The sequence below is a fragment of the Isoalcanivorax indicus genome (assembly GCF_003259185.1).
GTDB classification, from domain to species: domain Bacteria; phylum Pseudomonadota; class Gammaproteobacteria; order Pseudomonadales; family Alcanivoracaceae; genus Isoalcanivorax; species Isoalcanivorax indicus.
Window position 1 is genome coordinate 2,466,260 of sequence record NZ_QGMP01000001.1, and the last position, 17,245, is coordinate 2,483,504.

Annotated in this window: 18 protein-coding genes; 10 read left to right on the forward strand and 8 right to left on the reverse strand. The window is 64.4% G+C overall.

The genetic code is table 11. The features are described from left to right. The first annotated feature begins 11 nt into the window (after window positions 1-11). The 9 genes from DKW65_RS11140 (at window position 12) to DKW65_RS11180 (ending at window position 5,942) form a co-directional block, all read left to right on the forward strand. Window positions 12-545 carry a KdsC family phosphatase gene (locus DKW65_RS11140; protein ID WP_111657313.1) on the forward strand — a complete coding sequence of 178 codons (534 nt, stop codon included), beginning with the start codon at window positions 12-14 and terminating at the stop codon, window positions 543-545. Further along, a complete protein-coding gene (lptC, locus tag DKW65_RS11145; protein ID WP_111657314.1) occupies window positions 542-1,096 on the forward strand; it encodes an LPS export ABC transporter periplasmic protein LptC in 555 nt (184 codons plus the stop codon). Before DKW65_RS11140 ends, lptC begins: the two co-directional genes overlap by 4 nt. Next, window positions 1,083-1,574, forward strand: a complete 492-nt coding sequence (gene lptA / locus DKW65_RS11150) for a lipopolysaccharide transport periplasmic protein LptA (RefSeq protein WP_111657315.1) — start codon at window positions 1,083-1,085, stop codon at window positions 1,572-1,574. The genes lptC and lptA overlap by 14 nt, the downstream gene beginning before the upstream one ends. Then, window positions 1,571-2,296, forward strand: coding sequence for an LPS export ABC transporter ATP-binding protein (lptB, locus tag DKW65_RS11155; protein ID WP_111657316.1), 726 nt, complete (start codon window positions 1,571-1,573; stop codon window positions 2,294-2,296). Before lptA ends, lptB begins: the two co-directional genes overlap by 4 nt. Before the next feature lie 183 nt (window positions 2,297-2,479). After that, a complete protein-coding gene (locus tag DKW65_RS11160) occupies window positions 2,480-3,943 on the forward strand; it encodes an RNA polymerase factor sigma-54 (RefSeq protein WP_111657317.1) in 1,464 nt (487 codons plus the stop codon). 69 nt (window positions 3,944-4,012) lie between these two features. Then, window positions 4,013-4,312, forward strand: coding sequence for a ribosome hibernation-promoting factor, HPF/YfiA family (gene hpf / locus DKW65_RS11165; protein ID WP_111657318.1), 300 nt, complete (start codon window positions 4,013-4,015; stop codon window positions 4,310-4,312). A gap of 16 nt (window positions 4,313-4,328) precedes the next feature. Beyond that, on the forward strand, window positions 4,329-4,802 hold the full coding sequence (ptsN, locus tag DKW65_RS11170) for a PTS IIA-like nitrogen regulatory protein PtsN (protein ID WP_111657319.1): 474 nt from the start codon (window positions 4,329-4,331) through the stop codon (window positions 4,800-4,802). A 4-nt stretch (window positions 4,803-4,806) separates the two neighbouring features. Next, window positions 4,807-5,658: an RNase adapter RapZ gene (rapZ, locus tag DKW65_RS11175; protein WP_111657320.1), complete on the forward strand. Its 852-nt coding sequence runs from the start codon at window positions 4,807-4,809 to the stop codon at window positions 5,656-5,658. A 2-nt stretch (window positions 5,659-5,660) separates the two neighbouring features. Next, window positions 5,661-5,942, forward strand: coding sequence for an HPr family phosphocarrier protein (locus DKW65_RS11180; protein ID WP_245932478.1), 282 nt, complete (start codon window positions 5,661-5,663; stop codon window positions 5,940-5,942). 1 nt (window position 5,943) lies between these two features. Here the strand turns inward: DKW65_RS11180 and DKW65_RS11185 are convergent, their stop codons facing one another. The 3 genes from DKW65_RS11185 to pmbA form a co-directional block, all read right to left on the reverse strand. Then, a complete protein-coding gene (locus tag DKW65_RS11185; RefSeq protein ID WP_111657321.1) occupies window positions 5,944-6,756 on the reverse strand; it encodes a BPSS1780 family membrane protein in 813 nt (270 codons plus the stop codon). A 139-nt stretch (window positions 6,757-6,895) separates the two neighbouring features. Continuing rightward, complete coding sequence (locus DKW65_RS11190; protein WP_111657322.1) at window positions 6,896-7,756, reverse strand: BPSS1780 family membrane protein; 861 nt, start codon at window positions 7,754-7,756, stop codon at window positions 6,896-6,898. A gap of 24 nt (window positions 7,757-7,780) precedes the next feature. After that, window positions 7,781-9,145, reverse strand: coding sequence for a metalloprotease PmbA (gene pmbA, locus DKW65_RS11195; RefSeq protein WP_111657323.1), 1,365 nt, complete (start codon window positions 9,143-9,145; stop codon window positions 7,781-7,783). Between the two features lie 38 nt (window positions 9,146-9,183). On the opposite strand from pmbA, the gene yjgA reads away from it, so the two are divergent. Continuing rightward, window positions 9,184-9,741 carry a ribosome biogenesis factor YjgA gene (gene yjgA / locus DKW65_RS11200; RefSeq protein ID WP_111657324.1) on the forward strand — a complete coding sequence of 186 codons (558 nt, stop codon included), beginning with the start codon at window positions 9,184-9,186 and terminating at the stop codon, window positions 9,739-9,741. Window positions 9,742-9,785: 44 nt separating this feature from the next. Here the strand turns inward: yjgA and DKW65_RS11205 are convergent, their stop codons facing one another. The 5 genes from DKW65_RS11205 to DKW65_RS11225 are packed head-to-tail and all read right to left on the reverse strand — an operon-like array spanning window position 9,786 to window position 17,240. Further along, window positions 9,786-10,247 (reverse strand): cyclic nucleotide-binding domain-containing protein, encoded by a 462-nt coding sequence (locus DKW65_RS11205; protein ID WP_111657325.1) that lies wholly within the window; start codon window positions 10,245-10,247, stop codon window positions 9,786-9,788. Beyond that, on the reverse strand, window positions 10,247-11,719 hold the full coding sequence (tldD, locus tag DKW65_RS11210) for a metalloprotease TldD (RefSeq protein WP_111657326.1): 1,473 nt from the start codon (window positions 11,717-11,719) through the stop codon (window positions 10,247-10,249). The genes DKW65_RS11205 and tldD overlap by 1 nt, the downstream gene beginning before the upstream one ends. Further along, complete coding sequence (locus DKW65_RS11215; protein WP_111657327.1) at window positions 11,679-12,545, reverse strand: carbon-nitrogen hydrolase family protein; 867 nt, start codon at window positions 12,543-12,545, stop codon at window positions 11,679-11,681. The genes tldD and DKW65_RS11215 overlap by 41 nt, the downstream gene beginning before the upstream one ends. 27 nt (window positions 12,546-12,572) lie before the next feature. Continuing rightward, window positions 12,573-16,601, reverse strand: a complete 4,029-nt coding sequence (locus DKW65_RS11220; protein ID WP_111657328.1) for a YhdP family phospholipid transporter — start codon at window positions 16,599-16,601, stop codon at window positions 12,573-12,575. A gap of 18 nt (window positions 16,602-16,619) precedes the next feature. Beyond that, entirely contained in the window at window positions 16,620-17,240 is a 621-nt protein-coding gene (locus DKW65_RS11225; RefSeq protein ID WP_111657329.1) for a Maf family protein, read from the reverse strand. Window positions 17,241-17,245: the final 5 nt, after the last annotated feature.

Genomic DNA, 17,245 nt, shown 5'->3' on the forward strand with positions numbered 1-17,245 from the left:
GAACCACCCGCATGCATCCAGCCCCCAGCGCATCCGCTCCCCTCGGCCAGGGCAACGCGACCCTGCGCGCCCGTGCGCGGCAACTGCGCCTGATGGCCTTCGATGTGGACGGCGTCATGACCGATGGCCGCCTCTACTACGGCCCGGACGGTGAAACCTTCAAGGTGTTCTGCACGCTGGATGGCCACGGCCTCAAGCAACTGGCCGCCGCGGGCGTGACCCTGGCGATCATTACCGGGCGCCAATCCGCCATGGTGGCGCGCCGCGCCGCCGACCTCGGCATCCAGCACGTCATCCAGGGGCGTGAAGACAAGGGCGTGGCGCTGGCCGCGCTGGCCGGGGAGCTGGGTTTCGAAGCCAGTCAGGTCGGCTATGCCGGTGACGATGAGCCGGATGTGCCAGCGCTGGTCTGGGCGCAACTGGGCTTTTCCGTGCCCAACGGCCACCCCTGCGCCCGAACCGCCGCCGATCTGGTCACCGAATGTCGCGGCGGCGAAGGCGCGGTGCGTGAAATCTGTGATTTCATCCTGGGGGCACGATCGTGATCCGCAATCAGGGCGTCCTCAGCGCCATCGGCGTCACCGTCATGGCGGCCGTGAGCCTGCTGGCGCTGCACGAGTGGCGGGACCGGCCGACCGTTGTCGAGGATGCGCGCGAGCTGCCGCCCGCCCTGATCGTGGAGCGTGTCTCGGCCCGTACCTTTACCGAAAGCGGCGACCTGCAGTACGACCTGCGAGCCGAACGCATTACGGAAATGGATACGCGGGGCGAAACACTGGTGGAGCAGCCACGGCTGGCGCTGCATGATCCGGCGCTGGCCTGGGAGCTGACCGCCGATCGCGGCGAAGTCCGTGACCGGGGCCGCCATGTGACCCTGCGCGGTGCCGTGGAGGCACGCGATCACGGCCCCGATGGCCTGCTGGTGCAGAGCGAAGAGCTGGTTTACGAATCCGCCCTTGAGCGCCTGACCAGTCCCGGTACCGTGGAGATTACCCACCCCGGCGGCCGCACCCGTGCGGGCGCCATGGAAGCCAACAGCGCCGACGGCGAAGTGCAACTGCTGCAACAGGTGGAAAGCCGCTATGACCCGACCTGATTTCCCCATCGCACGCGCGGCCCTGATCGGGCTGCTCGCGCTGCTGGCGTTGCCCGCCGCCGCCCAGGAAGCCGTGATCAGCGCCGACCGCGCCGTATTCCGTCAGGAAACCGGCATCGGGGTCTATGAGGGCAACGCCGAAATGATGCAGGGCGAACGGCGCCTGAACGCCGAGCGCATCGAACTGACCATGAAAGATGGCGAGCTGACCCGCGTTGTGGCCACGGGGGCCCCCGTACGCTTGCGCGAAGGCGCAGACATCCATGCCCGGGCCAGCCGACTGGTCTATGATGTGGCCGCCCAGACCATCACCCTCAGCGGTGATGCACATATCGAAAACCGGGGCCGCCGCTTTCAGGGCGCCCGGGTGGTCTACAACCTCTCGACCCGGGATATCGAGGCCAGCGGCGACGGTGCAGAGCAGCGCGTGCGGCTGGTGATTCCGGCGGAAGACAGCAACAGGGAAACACAGCCGTGAGCCTGCTTAGCGCGCACAATCTGGCCAAGAGCTACAAAGGCCGTCGAGTGATCGAGGATGTCTCGCTTCAGGTGGAAGCCGGTCAAGTGGTGGGGCTGCTCGGCCCCAACGGCGCGGGCAAGACCACCTGCTTTTACATGATTGTCGGGCTGGTACCGCCGGATGCCGGCTATATCAGCATCAACGGCGACAACATCACGGCCCTGCCGATGCACGGCCGCGCCCGCCGTGGCATCGGCTACCTGCCGCAGGAAGCCAGCATCTTCCGGCGCCTGAGTGTCGCCGACAACATCATGGCGATCCTGGAAACCCGCAACGACCTGAACAAGGCCGAACGCCAGGAACGACTGGAGCAGCTGCTGCAGGAATTCAGCATCACGCATATTCGCGACAGCCTCGGCATGAGCCTGTCCGGGGGCGAGCGGCGCCGGGCCGAGATTGCCCGTGGTCTGGCGACGGACCCGGCCTTCATCCTGCTGGACGAGCCTTTTGCCGGGGTAGACCCGATCTCGGTGAACGAGATCAAGGGCATCATCACCCACCTGCGCGACCGGGGTATCGGCGTGCTGATCACCGACCACAATGTGCGCGAGACCCTCACCATCTGCGATACCGCGTATATCGTCAGCGGCGGCCACATCATTGCTGCCGGTAACGCGGACACCATCCTTGCCAACCAGCAGGTGCGGGATGTCTATCTGGGCGCCGATTTCCGCCTGTGACACACCCGACTGGCGCAAAAAGTGCGCCATAACAGTGCATGAAGCGCCGACCTAGCCCATTCGCCGTATGAATTCAAGAATGGGCACGAAAATTGCTGGTTGCTATCCTTGGACCCTGTTGACGTGAAGATCAGTTAACCGCCCTGCCGGTTATTGCGACACGTTCGGGGGACACACCATCAGATGAAACCAGGTCTGCAGATACAGATCGGTCAGCACCTGACCATGACACCACAACTGCAGCAGGCCATCCGCCTGCTGCAGTTGTCGACGCTCGACCTGCGCCTGGAGATCCAGGAAGCCATCGAAGCCAACCCCTTGCTGGAGCTGGACGAAGAGGACTACGCCAGCGACAGCCTGAGCGATACGGCGGGCGAGGAACCCCTGGAACCCGGTGAAGTGACGGGCAACGATGACGCCGTGGTGGACGACTACGACAGCGGCGTCGATACCGACTGGGAGGACCCCTTCACCGAGGCCCCGAGCGCGGGCGCCCCCGAGGACGACCTGGAAGCCTGGGAGCAGCGTACCGCCGCCAGCGCCAGCCTCGACGAACACCTGCTGTGGCAACTCAACCTGACGCCCATGGGCGACGCCGACCGCGTCATCGCCTACGCGATCATTGAAAGCCTTGATGATCGCGGCTACCTGACCTGCTCCCTCACGGATATCGCTGAAGCCGCGCGGCGCAGCCTGCCCTCAGGCATCGAGACGCCGTGGCCGGAAGAGGACGAGGTCCTGGCCGTGCTGCATCGCCTGCAGCACTTCGACCCTCCTGGCGTGGCCGCCCGCGACCTGGCCGAGTGCCTGGCCATCCAGCTGCGCCTGCTGCCTGACGAGACCCCCTGGCGTGACGCCGCCCTGCGCCTGACCCAGCACCTGCCGCTGCTGGAGAGCCGCGACTACGCCCAGCTGCGCCGTCTGGTGGCGGTCACCGAGACTGAACTGGTGGAGGTGATCCGTCTGCTGCGCAGCCTCAACCCGCACCCCGGCGACAGCATCGTGGAACAGGCCGAGACCTATACCGTGCCGGACGTGATCGTGCGGCGGCAGGGGCGGCGCTGGCGTGTCGAGCTGAACGGCGATGCCCTGCCCAAGGTACGGCTGAACGCGGGTTACGCCGCCATGGCGGGCAGCAAGCAGTTGCGTGACGATGACAACAGCTACCTGCGCAATCAGCTGCAGGAGGCTCGCTGGTTCCTGAAGAGCCTGCAAAGCCGCAATGAGACGCTGCTCAAGGTCGCCACCCGCATCGTCGAGGTCCAGCAGGACTTCTTCGAGTACGGCGAGGAGGCCATGAAACCGCTGGTCCTGGCGGATATCGCCAGCGCCGTGGAGATGCACGAGTCCACCATTTCCCGGGTCACCAGCCAGAAATTCATGTTCACGCCCCGGGGCATGTTCGAGCTGAAATTTTTCTTCTCAAGTCATGTGGGCACCGAAGGCGGAGGTGAATGTTCAAGCACCGCCATTCGTGCCATCATAAAGAAGCTGATCGCCGCCGAGAGCCCGAAAAAACCATTGAGCGACAGCCGGCTGGCCAGCCTGCTCAATGAACAGGGCATTCAGGTGGCGCGACGCACTGTCGCCAAGTACAGAGAGGCGATGCGTATACCGGCATCCAGCGAGCGCAAGCGGCTGGTCTGACCCACGCAGGGCCCGGCTGGCACCGATCGCGGGATAGGCGGTCAACTGAAGCAGGTACAGGAGTCAGCCATGCAGATCAACATCAGCGGTCACCACCTGGATATCACCGATGCCCTGCGCGAGTACATCAATGAGAAATTCACCCGGCTTGAACGGCATTTTGATCACATTACGAGTGTTCAGGTGATCCTGTCGCCGGAACCGAAGACGCACAAGGCGGAATCCACCATTCGGGTGGCCGGCGGTGAGGTCTTCGCCACTGCCGAGGCTGGCGACATGTACGCTGCCATCGACATGCTGACTGACAAGCTCGACCGACAGATCCTCAAGCACAAGGAAAAGTCGGTCAATCGTAACCACGGACACTGAGATCTGAGTACCCATCATGCGCGTACGGGAACTGCTGACACCGGAGCGAACCCACTACCACCTGCAGGGCGTGAGCAAGAAGCGTCTGCTCGACCAGGTGGCGGAACTGGCCACACGGGATAGTCCCGGTTTGAGCGAACAGGAAGTCTTTGACGCCCTGATTGCGCGTGAACGCCTGGGCAGTACCGGCATCGGGGAAGGCATCGCCATTCCCCATTGCCGGCTGGCCTCATGCAGCAAACCCCTCGGCCTGCTGGTCAGCCTGGCCGAGGCCATTGATTTCGACGCGGTGGACAGCCGCCCGGTGGACCTGGTGTTCGTACTGCTGGTCCCCGAAGACAACCCGGAACAACATCTGAAAACCCTCAGCCACCTGGCAGCGCTGTTCAACGAGCCCGCATTCCGCGATGGCCTGCGCCAGGCTACCTCGGCAGCGCACCTGTTCAGCACGGCCGTCGATTCTGAAGCGGAACTGCGACTGGCGTCCTGACCCGATGAAACTGGTAATCCTCAGCGGCCGCTCAGGCTCCGGCAAGACCACCGCCCTGCAAGCTCTGGAAGATCTGGGCTTTTACTGTGTGGACAACCTGCCTCTTGGCCTGCTCTCTACCCTGGCGACCCAGCTGCGCGAAGAGAGCAGCGAGATTGAACGCATTGCTGTGGGCATCGATGCGCGCAACCTGCGCAGCCAGCTGCCGCGCTTCTCCGAACTGCTGCGCGCGGTGCGCGAACAGGGCCTGACCTGCGAAGTCATTTATCTGGATGCCGACCACGACACCCTGTTGAAACGCTTCAGCGCCACCCGCCGCCGCCACCCGCTGAGCGACCAGGACATGTCGCTCTCGGAAGCCATCGCCCACGAAGGCGAGTTACTGGCCAGCATCCAGACCAGCGCAGACCTGCTGGTGGACACCAGCAAGATGGACCCACACACCCTGCGCAACATGATTCGCGATCGTGTGGCCCAGCGCAGCGGTCGCCTGTCGCTGCTGGTGGAGTCCTTCGGCTTCAAGAATGGCGTGCCACCGGATGCCGACCTGGTCTTCGACGTGCGCATGCTGCCCAACCCGCACTGGGATGCCACCCTGCGCCCCTTTAACGGCCGCCAGAAACCGATCCAGGATTTTCTCGGCAGCCAGAGCGACACCCCTGAACTGCTGCACGATATCGAACAGCTGCTACTGCGCTGGCTGCCGCGCTATGAAGCGAACGATCGCACCTACATGACGGTGGCCATCGGCTGCACCGGCGGCCGCCACCGCTCTGTGTACATGGTGGAGCAGTTGGCAGAGCGTCTCTGCAAGGCTGGCTGGGATGCCCAGATCCGGCATCTGGAACTGGAATAAGCATGCCCGACACTGTGCTGGAAGCAGAACTGCCCGTTATCAATCGCCTGGGACTGCATGCCCGCGCTGCCGCCAAAGTGGTCAGCGTGGCCTGCCGTCACGAGGTCAGCATCCTGCTGCGCTGCAATGGTCGCGAGGTCGAAGCCCGTAACATGATGGGCGTGCTGACGCTGGCCGCCGCCAAGGGCAGCAAGGTGGGAGTACGCGTGGAAGGCGAACAGGCGAGAGAAGCCCTCGACGAACTCACCGACCTGTTTGCCCGGCGGTTCGACGAGGGCGAGTGACTTACAGCGTATCGGTATAGATATCCCGGAACGAGCTGTAGTAGCTCACCGCCAGCACCGGCAACAGCACCAGCAGCCCCAGGCCCAGCGGAATCACCGCCAGAATCATCAGAATGATCATGACGATGCTGTACCAGAACATCGGCAGGATGTTCTTCAGGCAGCCCATCAGGCTTTCCTTGAGCGACTCGCCGATACCGCGATTGCCGAAGAACACCAGCGCCGGTGAAAACCAGTACATCGCCATGACCGGCAACATCACTGCCATGAACAGCAGCACAAGCAGGGCGAGCCGCAACATCATGTCATCGGCGAAGGCCGGTGCACCCCCCTCTTCCATCGCTTCCAGCATGGCAAAGGATGCCACCAGGGCATCTGCCATCAGCAGATAGGCCAGCAGACCCACGATCAGCGCCGCACCCAGGATCAGCCCCATGTAAGCCAGCCCCAGCATGACCAGCTGCGGAAACTTGTTCTGGAACCCGGCAAAGATATCGCTGATCGAGGGACTCTGCCCCTCATCCGCTTTCCAGGCCAGCACCAGCAGACCCACGCTGAATACAGGCGTCAGTATCATGGACGCCAGAAAGCCCACCAGCGGCACCCACTGAATGGCCATGGAGATCAGCCACAGCAGCAGCAGACCAAAAAAGATCTGCACCCAGGCACTCTTGAACACACGCCAGCCATCGGCAATCCAGCGCCAGCCCGCGCCAATATCACGCCCCCGAGGCGGGTTGACGGCCATCTCGGACGCCTCACGCAACGGCATCACATCGGCCTGCGGTTGTTGATACGGATTTTCCCCTTGCATCACTGTTCCCTCATTGAATTGAAAATCAGTCCTGTGCAATCTTCATTGGCGACCTTGAAGTCGCCACAATGAAATTGCTCCGTCGACACCCCTCTCCCTCCCTGACTGCTGAAAAAATGAACTTCAGCCACGCCAGGGATCAGAGGGTATCAGTATAGATGTCCCGGAACGAACTGTAATGACTCATCAAGAACACGAGAATCATCACAATCAAGAAAAAAATCAAAACCGCAACACCGAAAACCCCAAGGTAAACCATCAAGAACGTCATACCGCCGACCACCAGAAGCGACACTATAAAGGCGACACAGCCGTACCAGATAAAAGGAACAATATTCTTGTAGAACCCCGATATGCTTTCAGTGATGGCATCCGGGATACTCTTTCCTCCCAGAAAAACCAAACCCGTTGAAAACCAGAAGAAAGAGAAATAAGCGAGAAAAACCAGAGTCGTAATTACATAGTATCCCGCCATGCCGGAGAGATCACCCGACTCATCCAGCCCTCCCGCCGACGTCCCGAAGAACCCCAGCACCTCATATATTTGCGGGGTCGTTGCAGGGAAAACAAGATAGTTCAACACCCAGCCAACTGCCGTCAAACCCAGAAGGGCGGCCATCATCACCACACCCATCAGGAGCAGCTGGGGGCATTTTTCCCCAAAGCCCGCAAACGCATGCTTGAAAGATACCCGGCGGCCTTCATCCGCCTTCAGGCCAAGCATCAGAATGCCGGCTTCGAAAAACGGCATAAACAACGTCTGGGAAGCTATATATCCAACAACAGGTATACTCTGGATAGCCATCAACAGAAAGAAGAGCAGAAAGATACCGAAAGCAATTGGAAGCCAGGCACTACGAAGTATGCGCGCAGCATCCACAAACCAGCGCCACCCGGCGCCCATATCTCTGCGCCTTGGCGGATGAATCGATAACACCAGCCTGTCTTGCTTCGGCAAGAGCTCTGCCTGCGGCTCCTGGTATGGGTTTTCCCCTTGCATCCCTGTCCCCCATTGAAATAAAAATCAGATCCCCGCAATCTTCATCGGCGACAGCAACAGGCTGCCGCAATGAATGTTGCCCCGTCGATCCACATCGCTCCCCACGACCTGCAAACCGGCAAACATCTCGCCAAGGTGCCCGGCAATGGTGAACTCTTCCAGTGGCCCGGCGATCTCGCCGTTTTCCACCCGGAACCCGGAGGCACCCCGGGAGTAATCCCCGGTCACCAGATTGACGCCCTGCCCCATCACCTCGGTAATCAGGATACCTTTATCCATACGTCGGCACAGCGCGGCCTGGTCCTCTTCGCCATGGGTCAGCGTCAGGTTGCGCACACCCCCTCCATTGCCGGTAGGCGCCATACCCAGTCGCCGGGAGGCATACAGGCCCAGCGCATAGCTGACCAGCACACCGTCCTGCACGAACGCCTGCTCCCGCGTCGGCAGCCCGTCGCTGTCGAACGGCGCTGAGGCGCTGCCCCGCGGCAGGTGTGGCCGCTCGCGAATTGTGACCCATTCCGGGAAAACCTGGCTGCCGATCCGGTCACGCAAAAAAGACGCCTTGCGATACAGGGCCCCACCGCTGATCGCCGAGACGAAATGGCCGATCAGTCCCTTGGCCACCTCCGGCGCGAACAGCACCGGCAGTTCGGCGGTCGCAGGCCGACTGGCACCAAGACGCGCCAGCGTACGCCGTGCCGCGCGCTCACCCACCACTTCCGGTGCCTGCAACACCGTGGCGTCACGCTGGCTGTCATACCAGTAGTCACGCTGCATGGCACCGTCCTGCTCGGCCACCAGCACACAGGAGAGACTGTGCTGGGTGCTGCGCCAGCCATCACAGAAGCCATGACTGTTGGCATAGATGCGCGCCCCCGCATGACTGCTCACCGTCGCGCCCTCGGAATTGACGATACGGGCATCGCGACGCCCGGCGTTCTCGCAAGCCAGTGCCATATCGATCGCCTGTTCCGGGGTCAGCGACCAGGGGTGGTGCAGATCCAGATCAGGCAGGTCCCGGGCCAGTGCCTCCGCAGGCGCCAGGCCGTTGTGCGGATCGGCACCGGTCTGCCGGGCAATCGCCATGGCGGCCGCCACGGTTTCGCACAGACTGCTCTCGGCGTCGTCACTGCTGCTGGCACTGCCCTTGCATTGACCGACAAACACCGTGACCACCACCGAACGGTCGCGGTTGAATTCCAGCGTCTCGACCTCGCCCAGACGTACGGTAACAGAGAGCCCCTCACCGGCGCTGATGGCGGCTTCGGCCGCGTCGGCGCCCTGGCGGGCAGCCTCGTCGATGACGAAACGTGCCTTGCGCCGTAACGCGTCAAGGGTGTCAGGCGCGATGGCCGCCAGTGTGGCAGGATAGTTATTCGAAGGAGTCATAAGTAAACTTGGCGGCTGACAGCCACAGTAGAAAGCGAATGGACGAGTATAACGACGACGATCTGCCCAGCAAATCAGCCCGCAAGCGTGAGGTCAACGCACTTCAGGATGTGGGCGACAAGCTGATGAGCCTCAAACCCGCTGATCTGGCACGCCTGCCCCTGACCGACGCCTTGATGCGCGCCATCGAGGAAAGCCGACGTATCACCGCCAACGAAGCCCGACGGCGCCATGCGCAGTATATCGGCAAACTGATGCGCGCGGCCGACGGCGATGCCATTGAGCGCGGCCTGGCGGCACTCGAAGACCCGCTGCGCCACAAACGGCTGCTCGACTGGATGGAACGGCTGGAACGCAGCGAAGACAGCAAGGCCGCCCAGGGCATCTTGCAGGAAGTCATCGACACCTACGCCGCCGCCGACCGCCAGCACCTGCGGAACCTGACCCGCAATTTCTTCGCCAGTCGCCTGCCGGATGACGGCGCTCCCTTGCCCGACCCGGCCGCCGACAAGGCCGCCCGCGAGCGCTTCAAGCGCGAACGCCGCAAGGTCTACGATTACCTCAACGACCTGGAGCGCAACGCGCCCCTGCCCTGAGGAAAGCATGCCGGACTGGCGCACCAGCCCGGCATGGCGGCAAATCAGTTGAGGGGTAGCATGTACTGCGCCAGTTGCGCGGAGGTGCGCCGCAGATTACCGCTGAGCAGTCGCGCAATATTCATCAGGATGACATGGGCCGCCTGCGGCGAACGCTTGCGCAATTGCTCGAACCCCTTGCGTGTCAGCACGATCACCGTGCTGTCCTCGCTGGCCAGTGCCGATGCCGAACGCGGCTCATGGTCGATCAGCGCCATCTCACCCAGCGAGTCGCCCGCGTGCAGGTGCGCAATCACCACATCCCGTTCATCCTGCCCGCGCTTGATGATATCCAGGCGACCACGCACCACAAAGCACATGAAATCACTGTGGTCCCCCTCACGGCAGACCACATCGCCCGCGGAAAAGCGATTCACGAACACCAGCTTTTCCACCTGCTGCAGATCCTCGGCCGCCATCCCGGCGAACAGACGCATGCGCGCCAGCACCTCGCCAACGGCCGCCATCAGGCTGTCCCGCCCACGGTCAACGCCTCCACACGCAGGGTCGGCTGGCCAACGCCCACCGGCACCGACTGCCCTTCCTTGCCGCAGACACCGATACCACTGTCCAGCGCCAGATCATTGCCGACCATGGAAATCTGCTGCATGACATCCGCGCCGCTACCGATCAGCGTGGCGCCACGCACGGGCGCCACGATGCGGCCCTTTTCCACCAGGTAGGCCTCGCTGGTGGAAAACACGAAGCGGCCCGAGGTGATATCCACCTGCCCGCCACCAAAATTCACCGCATAAATGCCGCGATCCAGCGACGCAATGATCTCTTCCGGGTCGGATTCACCGGGCAGCATGTAAGTATTCGTCATGCGCGGCATGGGCAGATGGGCATAGGATTCCCGGCGACCGTTGCCGGTGGGTGCAAAGCCGCTCAGGCGCGCGTTCATCTTGTCCTGCATGAAACCGGTCAGACGCCCGTTTTCGATCAGCGTGGTGCAGTGAGTAGGCGTCCCTTCGTCATCCACGTTGAGCGACCCGCGCCGACCGGGCAACGTACCGTCATCCACCACCGTGCACAGCGGCGACGCCACCTGCTCACCAAAACGGCGCGCAAACATGGACGTGCCCTTGCGGTTGAAATCGCCTTCCAGGCCATGCCCCACGGCCTCGTGCAACAGCACGCCGGGCCAGCCCGGCCCCAGCACCACCGGCATGGTGCCCGCCGGGGCCGGTTGCGCCTCCAGATTCACCAGCGCCTGACGCACGGCCTCACGGGTCCAGTGCTCGGCACGCCCCTCGGCTTCCAGCCAATCGTAATCCACCCGGCCACCACCACCGGCGCTGCCACGTTCACGGCGACCATTGCGCTCGGCAAGCACGGAAATATTCAGGCGCACCAGTGGCCGCACGTCGGCCGCCAGGGTGCCGTCGGTGGCCGCCACCAGCACTACATCGTGTACGGCATTCAGCGACACCGTCACTTCCGTCACGGCGCTGTCGAGACGGCGCGCCAGCTTGTCCAGGCGTTCCAGCAAGGCCACCTTGCGCGGTGCCTGCCAGGTCGCCAGCGGATCAAACGCGGCATACAACGACGGCGAGGTGACCGGCGCCAGCACAGGTGTCCGCCCTTCACTGCCCTGGCGAACAATGGCGCGGGCCGCCCGCGTCGCCTGTTGCAGCGCGGGCAAGGCAATCTCGTCGCTGTAGGCGAAGCCGGTGCGCTCGCCACTGATCACCCGCACGCCGGTACCGCGTTCCAGGTTGTAACTGGCATCGCGTACCACACCATCTTCCAGCACCCAGCCCTCGTGGCGGCTGTGCTGAAAATACAGATCGGCATAGTCCACGCTCGGTGCCAGGGCAGCGTCGAGCAGCCGCGCCAGCCCCTGCGGATCAAGGCCCGCCGGGGTCAGTAGCAGTTCCTGCGCCGTGCCAAGCACGTCAGTCACCGGTGTGGTCGTGGTAGTGGTCGCGGATGTCATCAGGTAACCCTGTCAGAAAGCGCGCGTGCTGGTGAACCGGCAATCGTTGCCGTATCTCCGCCACACGCGCGGGATCAATGTCGGCGCAAAGTACACCCGGCTCCTCTCCGAGCCGGGCCAGCACTTCACCCCATGGATCGCATAGCAGGCTGTGGCCAAAACTGGCGCGGCGCGCACTGTGCTGGCCGCACTGGTTGACCCCCAGCACATAGCAACCGGTTTCGATGGCCCGTGCCCGCAGCAGCACTTCCCAGTGGGCCGCCCCCGTCAGTGCCGTGAAGGCGCTGGGGTACACCAGCAGGGTGGCACCGCGATCTGCCAGGGCCCGCGCCTGGGCCGCGAAGCGCAGGTCATAACACACCGCCAGACCCAGCGTGATGTCATCCACCGGCGCACAGACCAGGGCATCCCCCGGCTCGAACAGGTCCGACTCACAGTAACGCCCCTGGGCATCCGGCACGCTGGCATCGAACAAGTGCAGTTTGTCATAGCGAGCCGCCACTTGCCCATCAGGCTGATACAGCAGGGACGCGGCACGCACCCGCTGCCCCGGCACCGGGCTGCCGTCCGGGCGTTGCGGCAACGGCAGGGTACCCGCCAGCAGCCACACGCCGAGCCCGCGCGCCTGCTCCGCCAGCCAGGCCTGCCATGCCCCGGCGTCGGCCTCGGCGATATCACGGTAGGGCCCGCCGTAGCAGACAAAATTCTCTGGCAACACCAGCAGGCGCGCCCCGCGTGCGGCGGCCTGCGCCAGCGCCTCCCCGGCCCGGCTCAGGTTGTCTGCCGGCACGTTACCGGCGCAATACTGGATCCCTGCAATACGCATGCGCACTCCAGAGGCGCCTGCCGACCGTTACTCTGGTGTTGGCAGCGCGCTCTCGGTTTCCTCGACATCCGGCTCATCCCAGCTGCCGGACACGTGATAGCCCATGGAGGTCATCTTCTCCAGACGCTCGCCCCACAGCCGCTCGACCACAAAAATCCCGGCACAGGCTGCCGGGCCGGCCAGGCAGCCTGCATACAGGTTACCCGACAGTGGCAGGGTCACTTCAATATCGTAATCCATGGTCTGGGCCTGCAGATCAAGACCGCCTGCAATGGCAAACTCGGCCGACGGGGAGCGAATACGCAGGTTGTCGGTGTGGATCTGCGGGCCGTCCACCGAGAAGTTGCCACGAATGCTGTCGGCCACCAGGCCCTGACTGACCACGTCCGAGAAATCCAGGCGCAGCCGTCTGGCCAGCGTGTTGCCCACATTCACCAGACCAAGCAGGCGCAGCGCAGAGGTGCGGCGATCCGCACTGGGCAGCAAGGCATCCCGCACATCCAGCGACACATCGCCCTGCAGACGCCGGTAATCGAACTCCAGCGGCGAGCCCTGCCAGCCAAGTTCCAGGCTTCCGCGCGCATCCCGGCTTTCGACGAAGGTTTCCATCGCGAACAGCGACAGCAGGTCGGCAAGCTGGCCACTCTCGACGCTGCCGGCAAACCGGCTGTGCTGTGCCCCGACATCATCCAGGCGCCAGTCCAGGTCGCCAGCCACGGATGTCTCTCCCCAGCGACCACGGACGCCTGCCACGCGCAGGTCCTCGCCTTCAGGCCGCAACTGCGCCTGCCACTGGCCGAAGTGGCGGCCATAGAGGGTCACGTCCGCCGCACGAATGTCTGCCACCGGCATACGCGACGGATCAGGGGACAGGACCAGGGACGACACCAGCTCGCCGGTCTGGTCACCGGCCAGCTCCGCCGCTGCCTCCACCACCCGCTGGGCCGCGCTCGGGCCGTCCGCATCCGGCGGCAGGGGCGCCGTCAAGGGCCAGCGCAGACGGTCGATATCCAGCTGCATGGGCTGGTCACCCCGGGGGGCATACCCCGCTGGCACCCGCACTTCGCCCACCAGCGGCTCACTGGCCAGCGCCAGGCTCCAGTGCCCCCCGGTTTGCCGGGCACTGAAGCTGGCCGGACCAAGCGGTTCGTTGAGCAGCAGCAACTGATCGGTATCCAGTGCCAGACGCACCGGCGGCAACGGCGTCGCAGGGCCATCCGTATCCGGCCCCAGCAGAACACCGACCCAGGCGCCGAGATCCAGCACCTCTGTCCGGCCATCCACCAGCACACCAGAGGGCGGCAGGCCTGCCTCACGTTCACCGAAGCGAATCCCGCCACGCGTCAGGCCAGTGTCATCGTATTCCAGCCGCGCGGACAGCAGCGCCGGTATGGTCAGCGACAGTCGCCCGGGGTCGCCGCCCTCAAGGATCAGCTGCAAACGCCGGGACGTGGAGGCGGTCTTGCCCAGCGGCGGCGGCAAGGCCACGGCCACGCCCTGCAGGTCGGTGTTCACCGTAAGGCGCGGTGCACCGGCCCCCGCCCGACGGGGCAGACGCAGCCGGGCCCGGTAATCGGTCTCGCCGTCCAGCGGCGTCAGCCAGGGCATGCGCAACCAGTCACGCAGCTGCGTCATGGTCAGTGCGCCATCGATATCCAGGTGTGTATAACGGCGATCGCTGGTGACGGATGCCGACACCGGGGTATCGAACAGACGCCCACGCAAGGTCGGGAAATGCAGCCCGTCCTCCAGGGAGAAACGCCCCTCGCCCTGAACATCGCTGACCATGAGGCGACGGTCGGGGTTATGCAGGGTGCCCGCGTCAACCGCAGCATCCGCCTCCACGCGCAATGCCGGACTATGCGCGGCCAGCGGAATACCCAGCTCCAGACGCCCCGCAAGCGTCCCGTTACGCACAGTCCAGTCGACGATTTCTTCCGGCAGCTGGGCACGCACCGGCGTACCCTGAAAAAGTCGCTGCAGCGCCGCCAGCGGTCCATCGATATTGGCCGTCACCGTGAGCCGGGGCTGGCCGTCAGGCTCGGTCCCGAGCACATCGACATCGGCATCGCGGATCTCGGCATCCAGAAACCGGCCGCGCAGATGGCGCCCATGCACCGTGACGCCGTCCACCAGCACCGTCCCCTGCACGGCTTCGACCTCGGGCCAGTCGGTCAGGAAGCGCAGACCAAAATCCTCCACCGCAAAGGTCATCTGGAAGGTGCGGTCCTGCTGACGCGCCGGATCAATCCCCACCGCGCCTTCATAAAGAAAACGGCCGCGCGTCACCTGGCCGCCGCTGAAGGCATGGCCAAACCAGTCACTGAGCGCCGGGGGCATGCGTTGTAGCGGTATGTAGCGACTGGCCTGGGCGGCCACGCCATCATGGATATCCGCCAGCAAGCGCAGACGCGGGCGGTAACCCGCCGCGAGATCGAGCCCGAACACTGCGGCACCGCGCGCATCGGCATTGGACGCCTGCAGCCGCCCACTCTCGATATGCCAGACCGGCACCTCGCCCTGATCAGCCTCTGTATCCTCATGGGTCTCCGTGACCCCGGGCATCGGCAGCATGCCGGCGCGACGCTCCTGCGCCGCGCTGCCGCTGTCGCGCTGCCAGCGCATCGCGCCCCCCATGGAGGCTGCCACCGGCTCGTCAAACAGGGTATTCAGTTCCAGTACCAGCGCAGGACTGGCCAGATGCAGTACCCCGGAAGCAGGCGTGCCCGCCGCCCAGCCCGACAATCCCTGCACGCCCGGCTGGGCCTCGTCGGCACTGATGGCCAGATCGACAAACCGGGCGCTGAAGCGCGCCAGGCGAGCCCCTTCACCTTCCACATGCACCGCGCTGAGTTCACCCGCTGGCGCCAGATCGACCAGCCGCTGGCGCAGCGCCAACAGGTTCTCCGGCAGCGGAAACGGCCAGGCCACCAGTTGCTCGCGCAACCGTGTGGCATTGATCTGTTCGGCACGCACCGCCCAGCGGCTGTCTGCGCGGCGACGTCCATCCCAGCGCAGGGCCAGCGGCCCGGCCCGCAGGGCACCGGCAGCCTCTGTGCTGGCGCTGACCTCATCCAGGACCACCACATACTCGCCCCGCTCGCGGCGCACCGCCAGGCTGGCCTCCAGGCCATCAAGCAGCCAGCGCTCGTCAGCCTGCACATGGCGCAGGGCCACATCCCGGGTCGCCAGCACGACGTTGGCCTGTTGCACGTCCCCCCTTCGCAACACAGCCCAGGCTTCCACCTGCCCGCTGGCGGTTTCCGGCTTCAGCGGCAGAGGCCAGTCCTCCGGCAGCCAGTATTCCAGGTTCTCGCCCCGCACCCGCACATAAGCGCTGCCATCCAGCTCCTCAAGCGAATAGGCGGTACCGCGCAGTCGCAGCCGCACGTCCAGTTCCAGGGGCCGGTCAGTGGCCGACAGGGTTACCGCCAGGCGGTGTTCACCCTCCTCCCTCACCAGCGCCAGCGTCAGGTCGTCGGTACGCAGCGGCGGCAACCCGGGCCAGTCGAAACGGGCGCTGACATCGTCCAGCACAATGCGCTGCTGACGATAGACGTGATCAAGCACTTCGCTGAGGCTGTCCACCGCGTCCAGCTGGTCCTGCTCGAAGGCTTCCAGGCCACGAAAACGGATGGCGCCCTCTTCATCGCGCACCAGATGCAGGTCCACGCCGCTGATCCACAACTGACGCAACCGCAGGCCTCGGGCCAACAGGGAATCAAGGGGGGCGACGCTGATTTCCACGCGCCGCAGGGTCAGTGGTGCGGCATCGTCATCGGCCGGAGACAGCGCCACATCATCGAACACGAAAACCGGATTCATGCCGTCCATGTGGCCATGGAACTTGCCGATGGTCACCGGCATGTCCAGCGCGCTGGCCAGATGGCTCTGCACCGTATCGCGAAACTCCGGCAGCATGCTCATCAACTGCCTGGCGAGGACGATATACAGGGCCAGCAACAGCAACAGCGCCGTGGCACACCACCACACATGGCGGCGCCAGCGCGGCGAAACACGACGCCAGAAAGGCTGCGTGGGCTGCTGCTCAGTCAAGACATGCTCCGTCTGTGGTCAGGGGCTGGCAGGTGCCTGCCATAGGGGCACCCCGGCGGCGGTCAGCAAGGACCGGGTTTCAGTCAGGGGCAGGCCCACCACACCACTGTAGCTGCCCGCCAGCGAGGCCACCAGCACGGCACCATAACCCTGGATACCGTAGCCCCCGGCCTTGTCGAACGGCTCGCCCGTGGCCAGATAAGCGTCGATGTCCGCCGCGCTCAGCACCACAAAGGTCACCCGTGTGGTGGACAGAACCGTGCAAGGGTCGTTCCACTGTCCCTGCTCGTCCCGGCAGACCAGCGCCACCGCCGACAGCACCTCATGGGTCTGGCCGGACAAGCGGCGCAGCATACCCGCAGCGTCATCGATGTCCGTCGGCTTGCCCAGAACAGCCCCGCCCAGCACCACGCTGGTATCGGCGCCGAGGACGGCGGCAACCCCCGACCCGGACATGGCTGCCGCCCCGGCCAGCGCCTTTTCCCGGGCCATGCGCAACACGTAATCCGGCGCCGTCTTGTCAGGCGCCGGTGTTTCATCAATACCGGGGAAACGCAGTACCGAAAACGGCACGCCGATCTGGCGCAGCAGTTCGGCACGACGCGGCGAGGTAGACGCGAGAAAAAGCGGGGTCGCCATCAGCG

Coding starts and splice junctions, on each gene's coding strand:
- pmbA (WP_111657323.1), bottom strand. CDS start 9,145: ATGACTCCTTCGAATAACTATCCTGCCACACTGGCGGCCATCGCGCCT.
- lptA (WP_111657315.1), top strand. CDS start 1,083: ATGACCCGACCTGATTTCCCCATCGCACGCGCGGCCCTGATCGGGCTG.
- DKW65_RS11225 (WP_111657329.1), bottom strand. CDS start 17,240: ATGGCGACCCCGCTTTTTCTCGCGTCTACCTCGCCGCGTCGTGCCGAA.
- rapZ (WP_111657320.1), top strand. CDS start 4,807: ATGAAACTGGTAATCCTCAGCGGCCGCTCAGGCTCCGGCAAGACCACC.
- yjgA (WP_111657324.1), top strand. CDS start 9,184: ATGGACGAGTATAACGACGACGATCTGCCCAGCAAATCAGCCCGCAAG.
- tldD (WP_111657326.1), bottom strand. CDS start 11,719: ATGACATCCGCGACCACTACCACGACCACACCGGTGACTGACGTGCTT.
- hpf (WP_111657318.1), top strand. CDS start 4,013: ATGCAGATCAACATCAGCGGTCACCACCTGGATATCACCGATGCCCTG.
- DKW65_RS11185 (WP_111657321.1), bottom strand. CDS start 6,756: ATGCAAGGGGAAAATCCGTATCAACAACCGCAGGCCGATGTGATGCCG.
- DKW65_RS11215 (WP_111657327.1), bottom strand. CDS start 12,545: ATGCGTATTGCAGGGATCCAGTATTGCGCCGGTAACGTGCCGGCAGAC.
- DKW65_RS11180 (WP_245932478.1), top strand. CDS start 5,661: ATGCCCGACACTGTGCTGGAAGCAGAACTGCCCGTTATCAATCGCCTG.
- DKW65_RS11160 (WP_111657317.1), top strand. CDS start 2,480: ATGAAACCAGGTCTGCAGATACAGATCGGTCAGCACCTGACCATGACA.
- DKW65_RS11140 (WP_111657313.1), top strand. CDS start 12: ATGCATCCAGCCCCCAGCGCATCCGCTCCCCTCGGCCAGGGCAACGCG.
- ptsN (WP_111657319.1), top strand. CDS start 4,329: ATGCGCGTACGGGAACTGCTGACACCGGAGCGAACCCACTACCACCTG.
- DKW65_RS11205 (WP_111657325.1), bottom strand. CDS start 10,247: ATGGCGGCCGTTGGCGAGGTGCTGGCGCGCATGCGTCTGTTCGCCGGG.
- DKW65_RS11190 (WP_111657322.1), bottom strand. CDS start 7,756: ATGCAAGGGGAAAACCCATACCAGGAGCCGCAGGCAGAGCTCTTGCCG.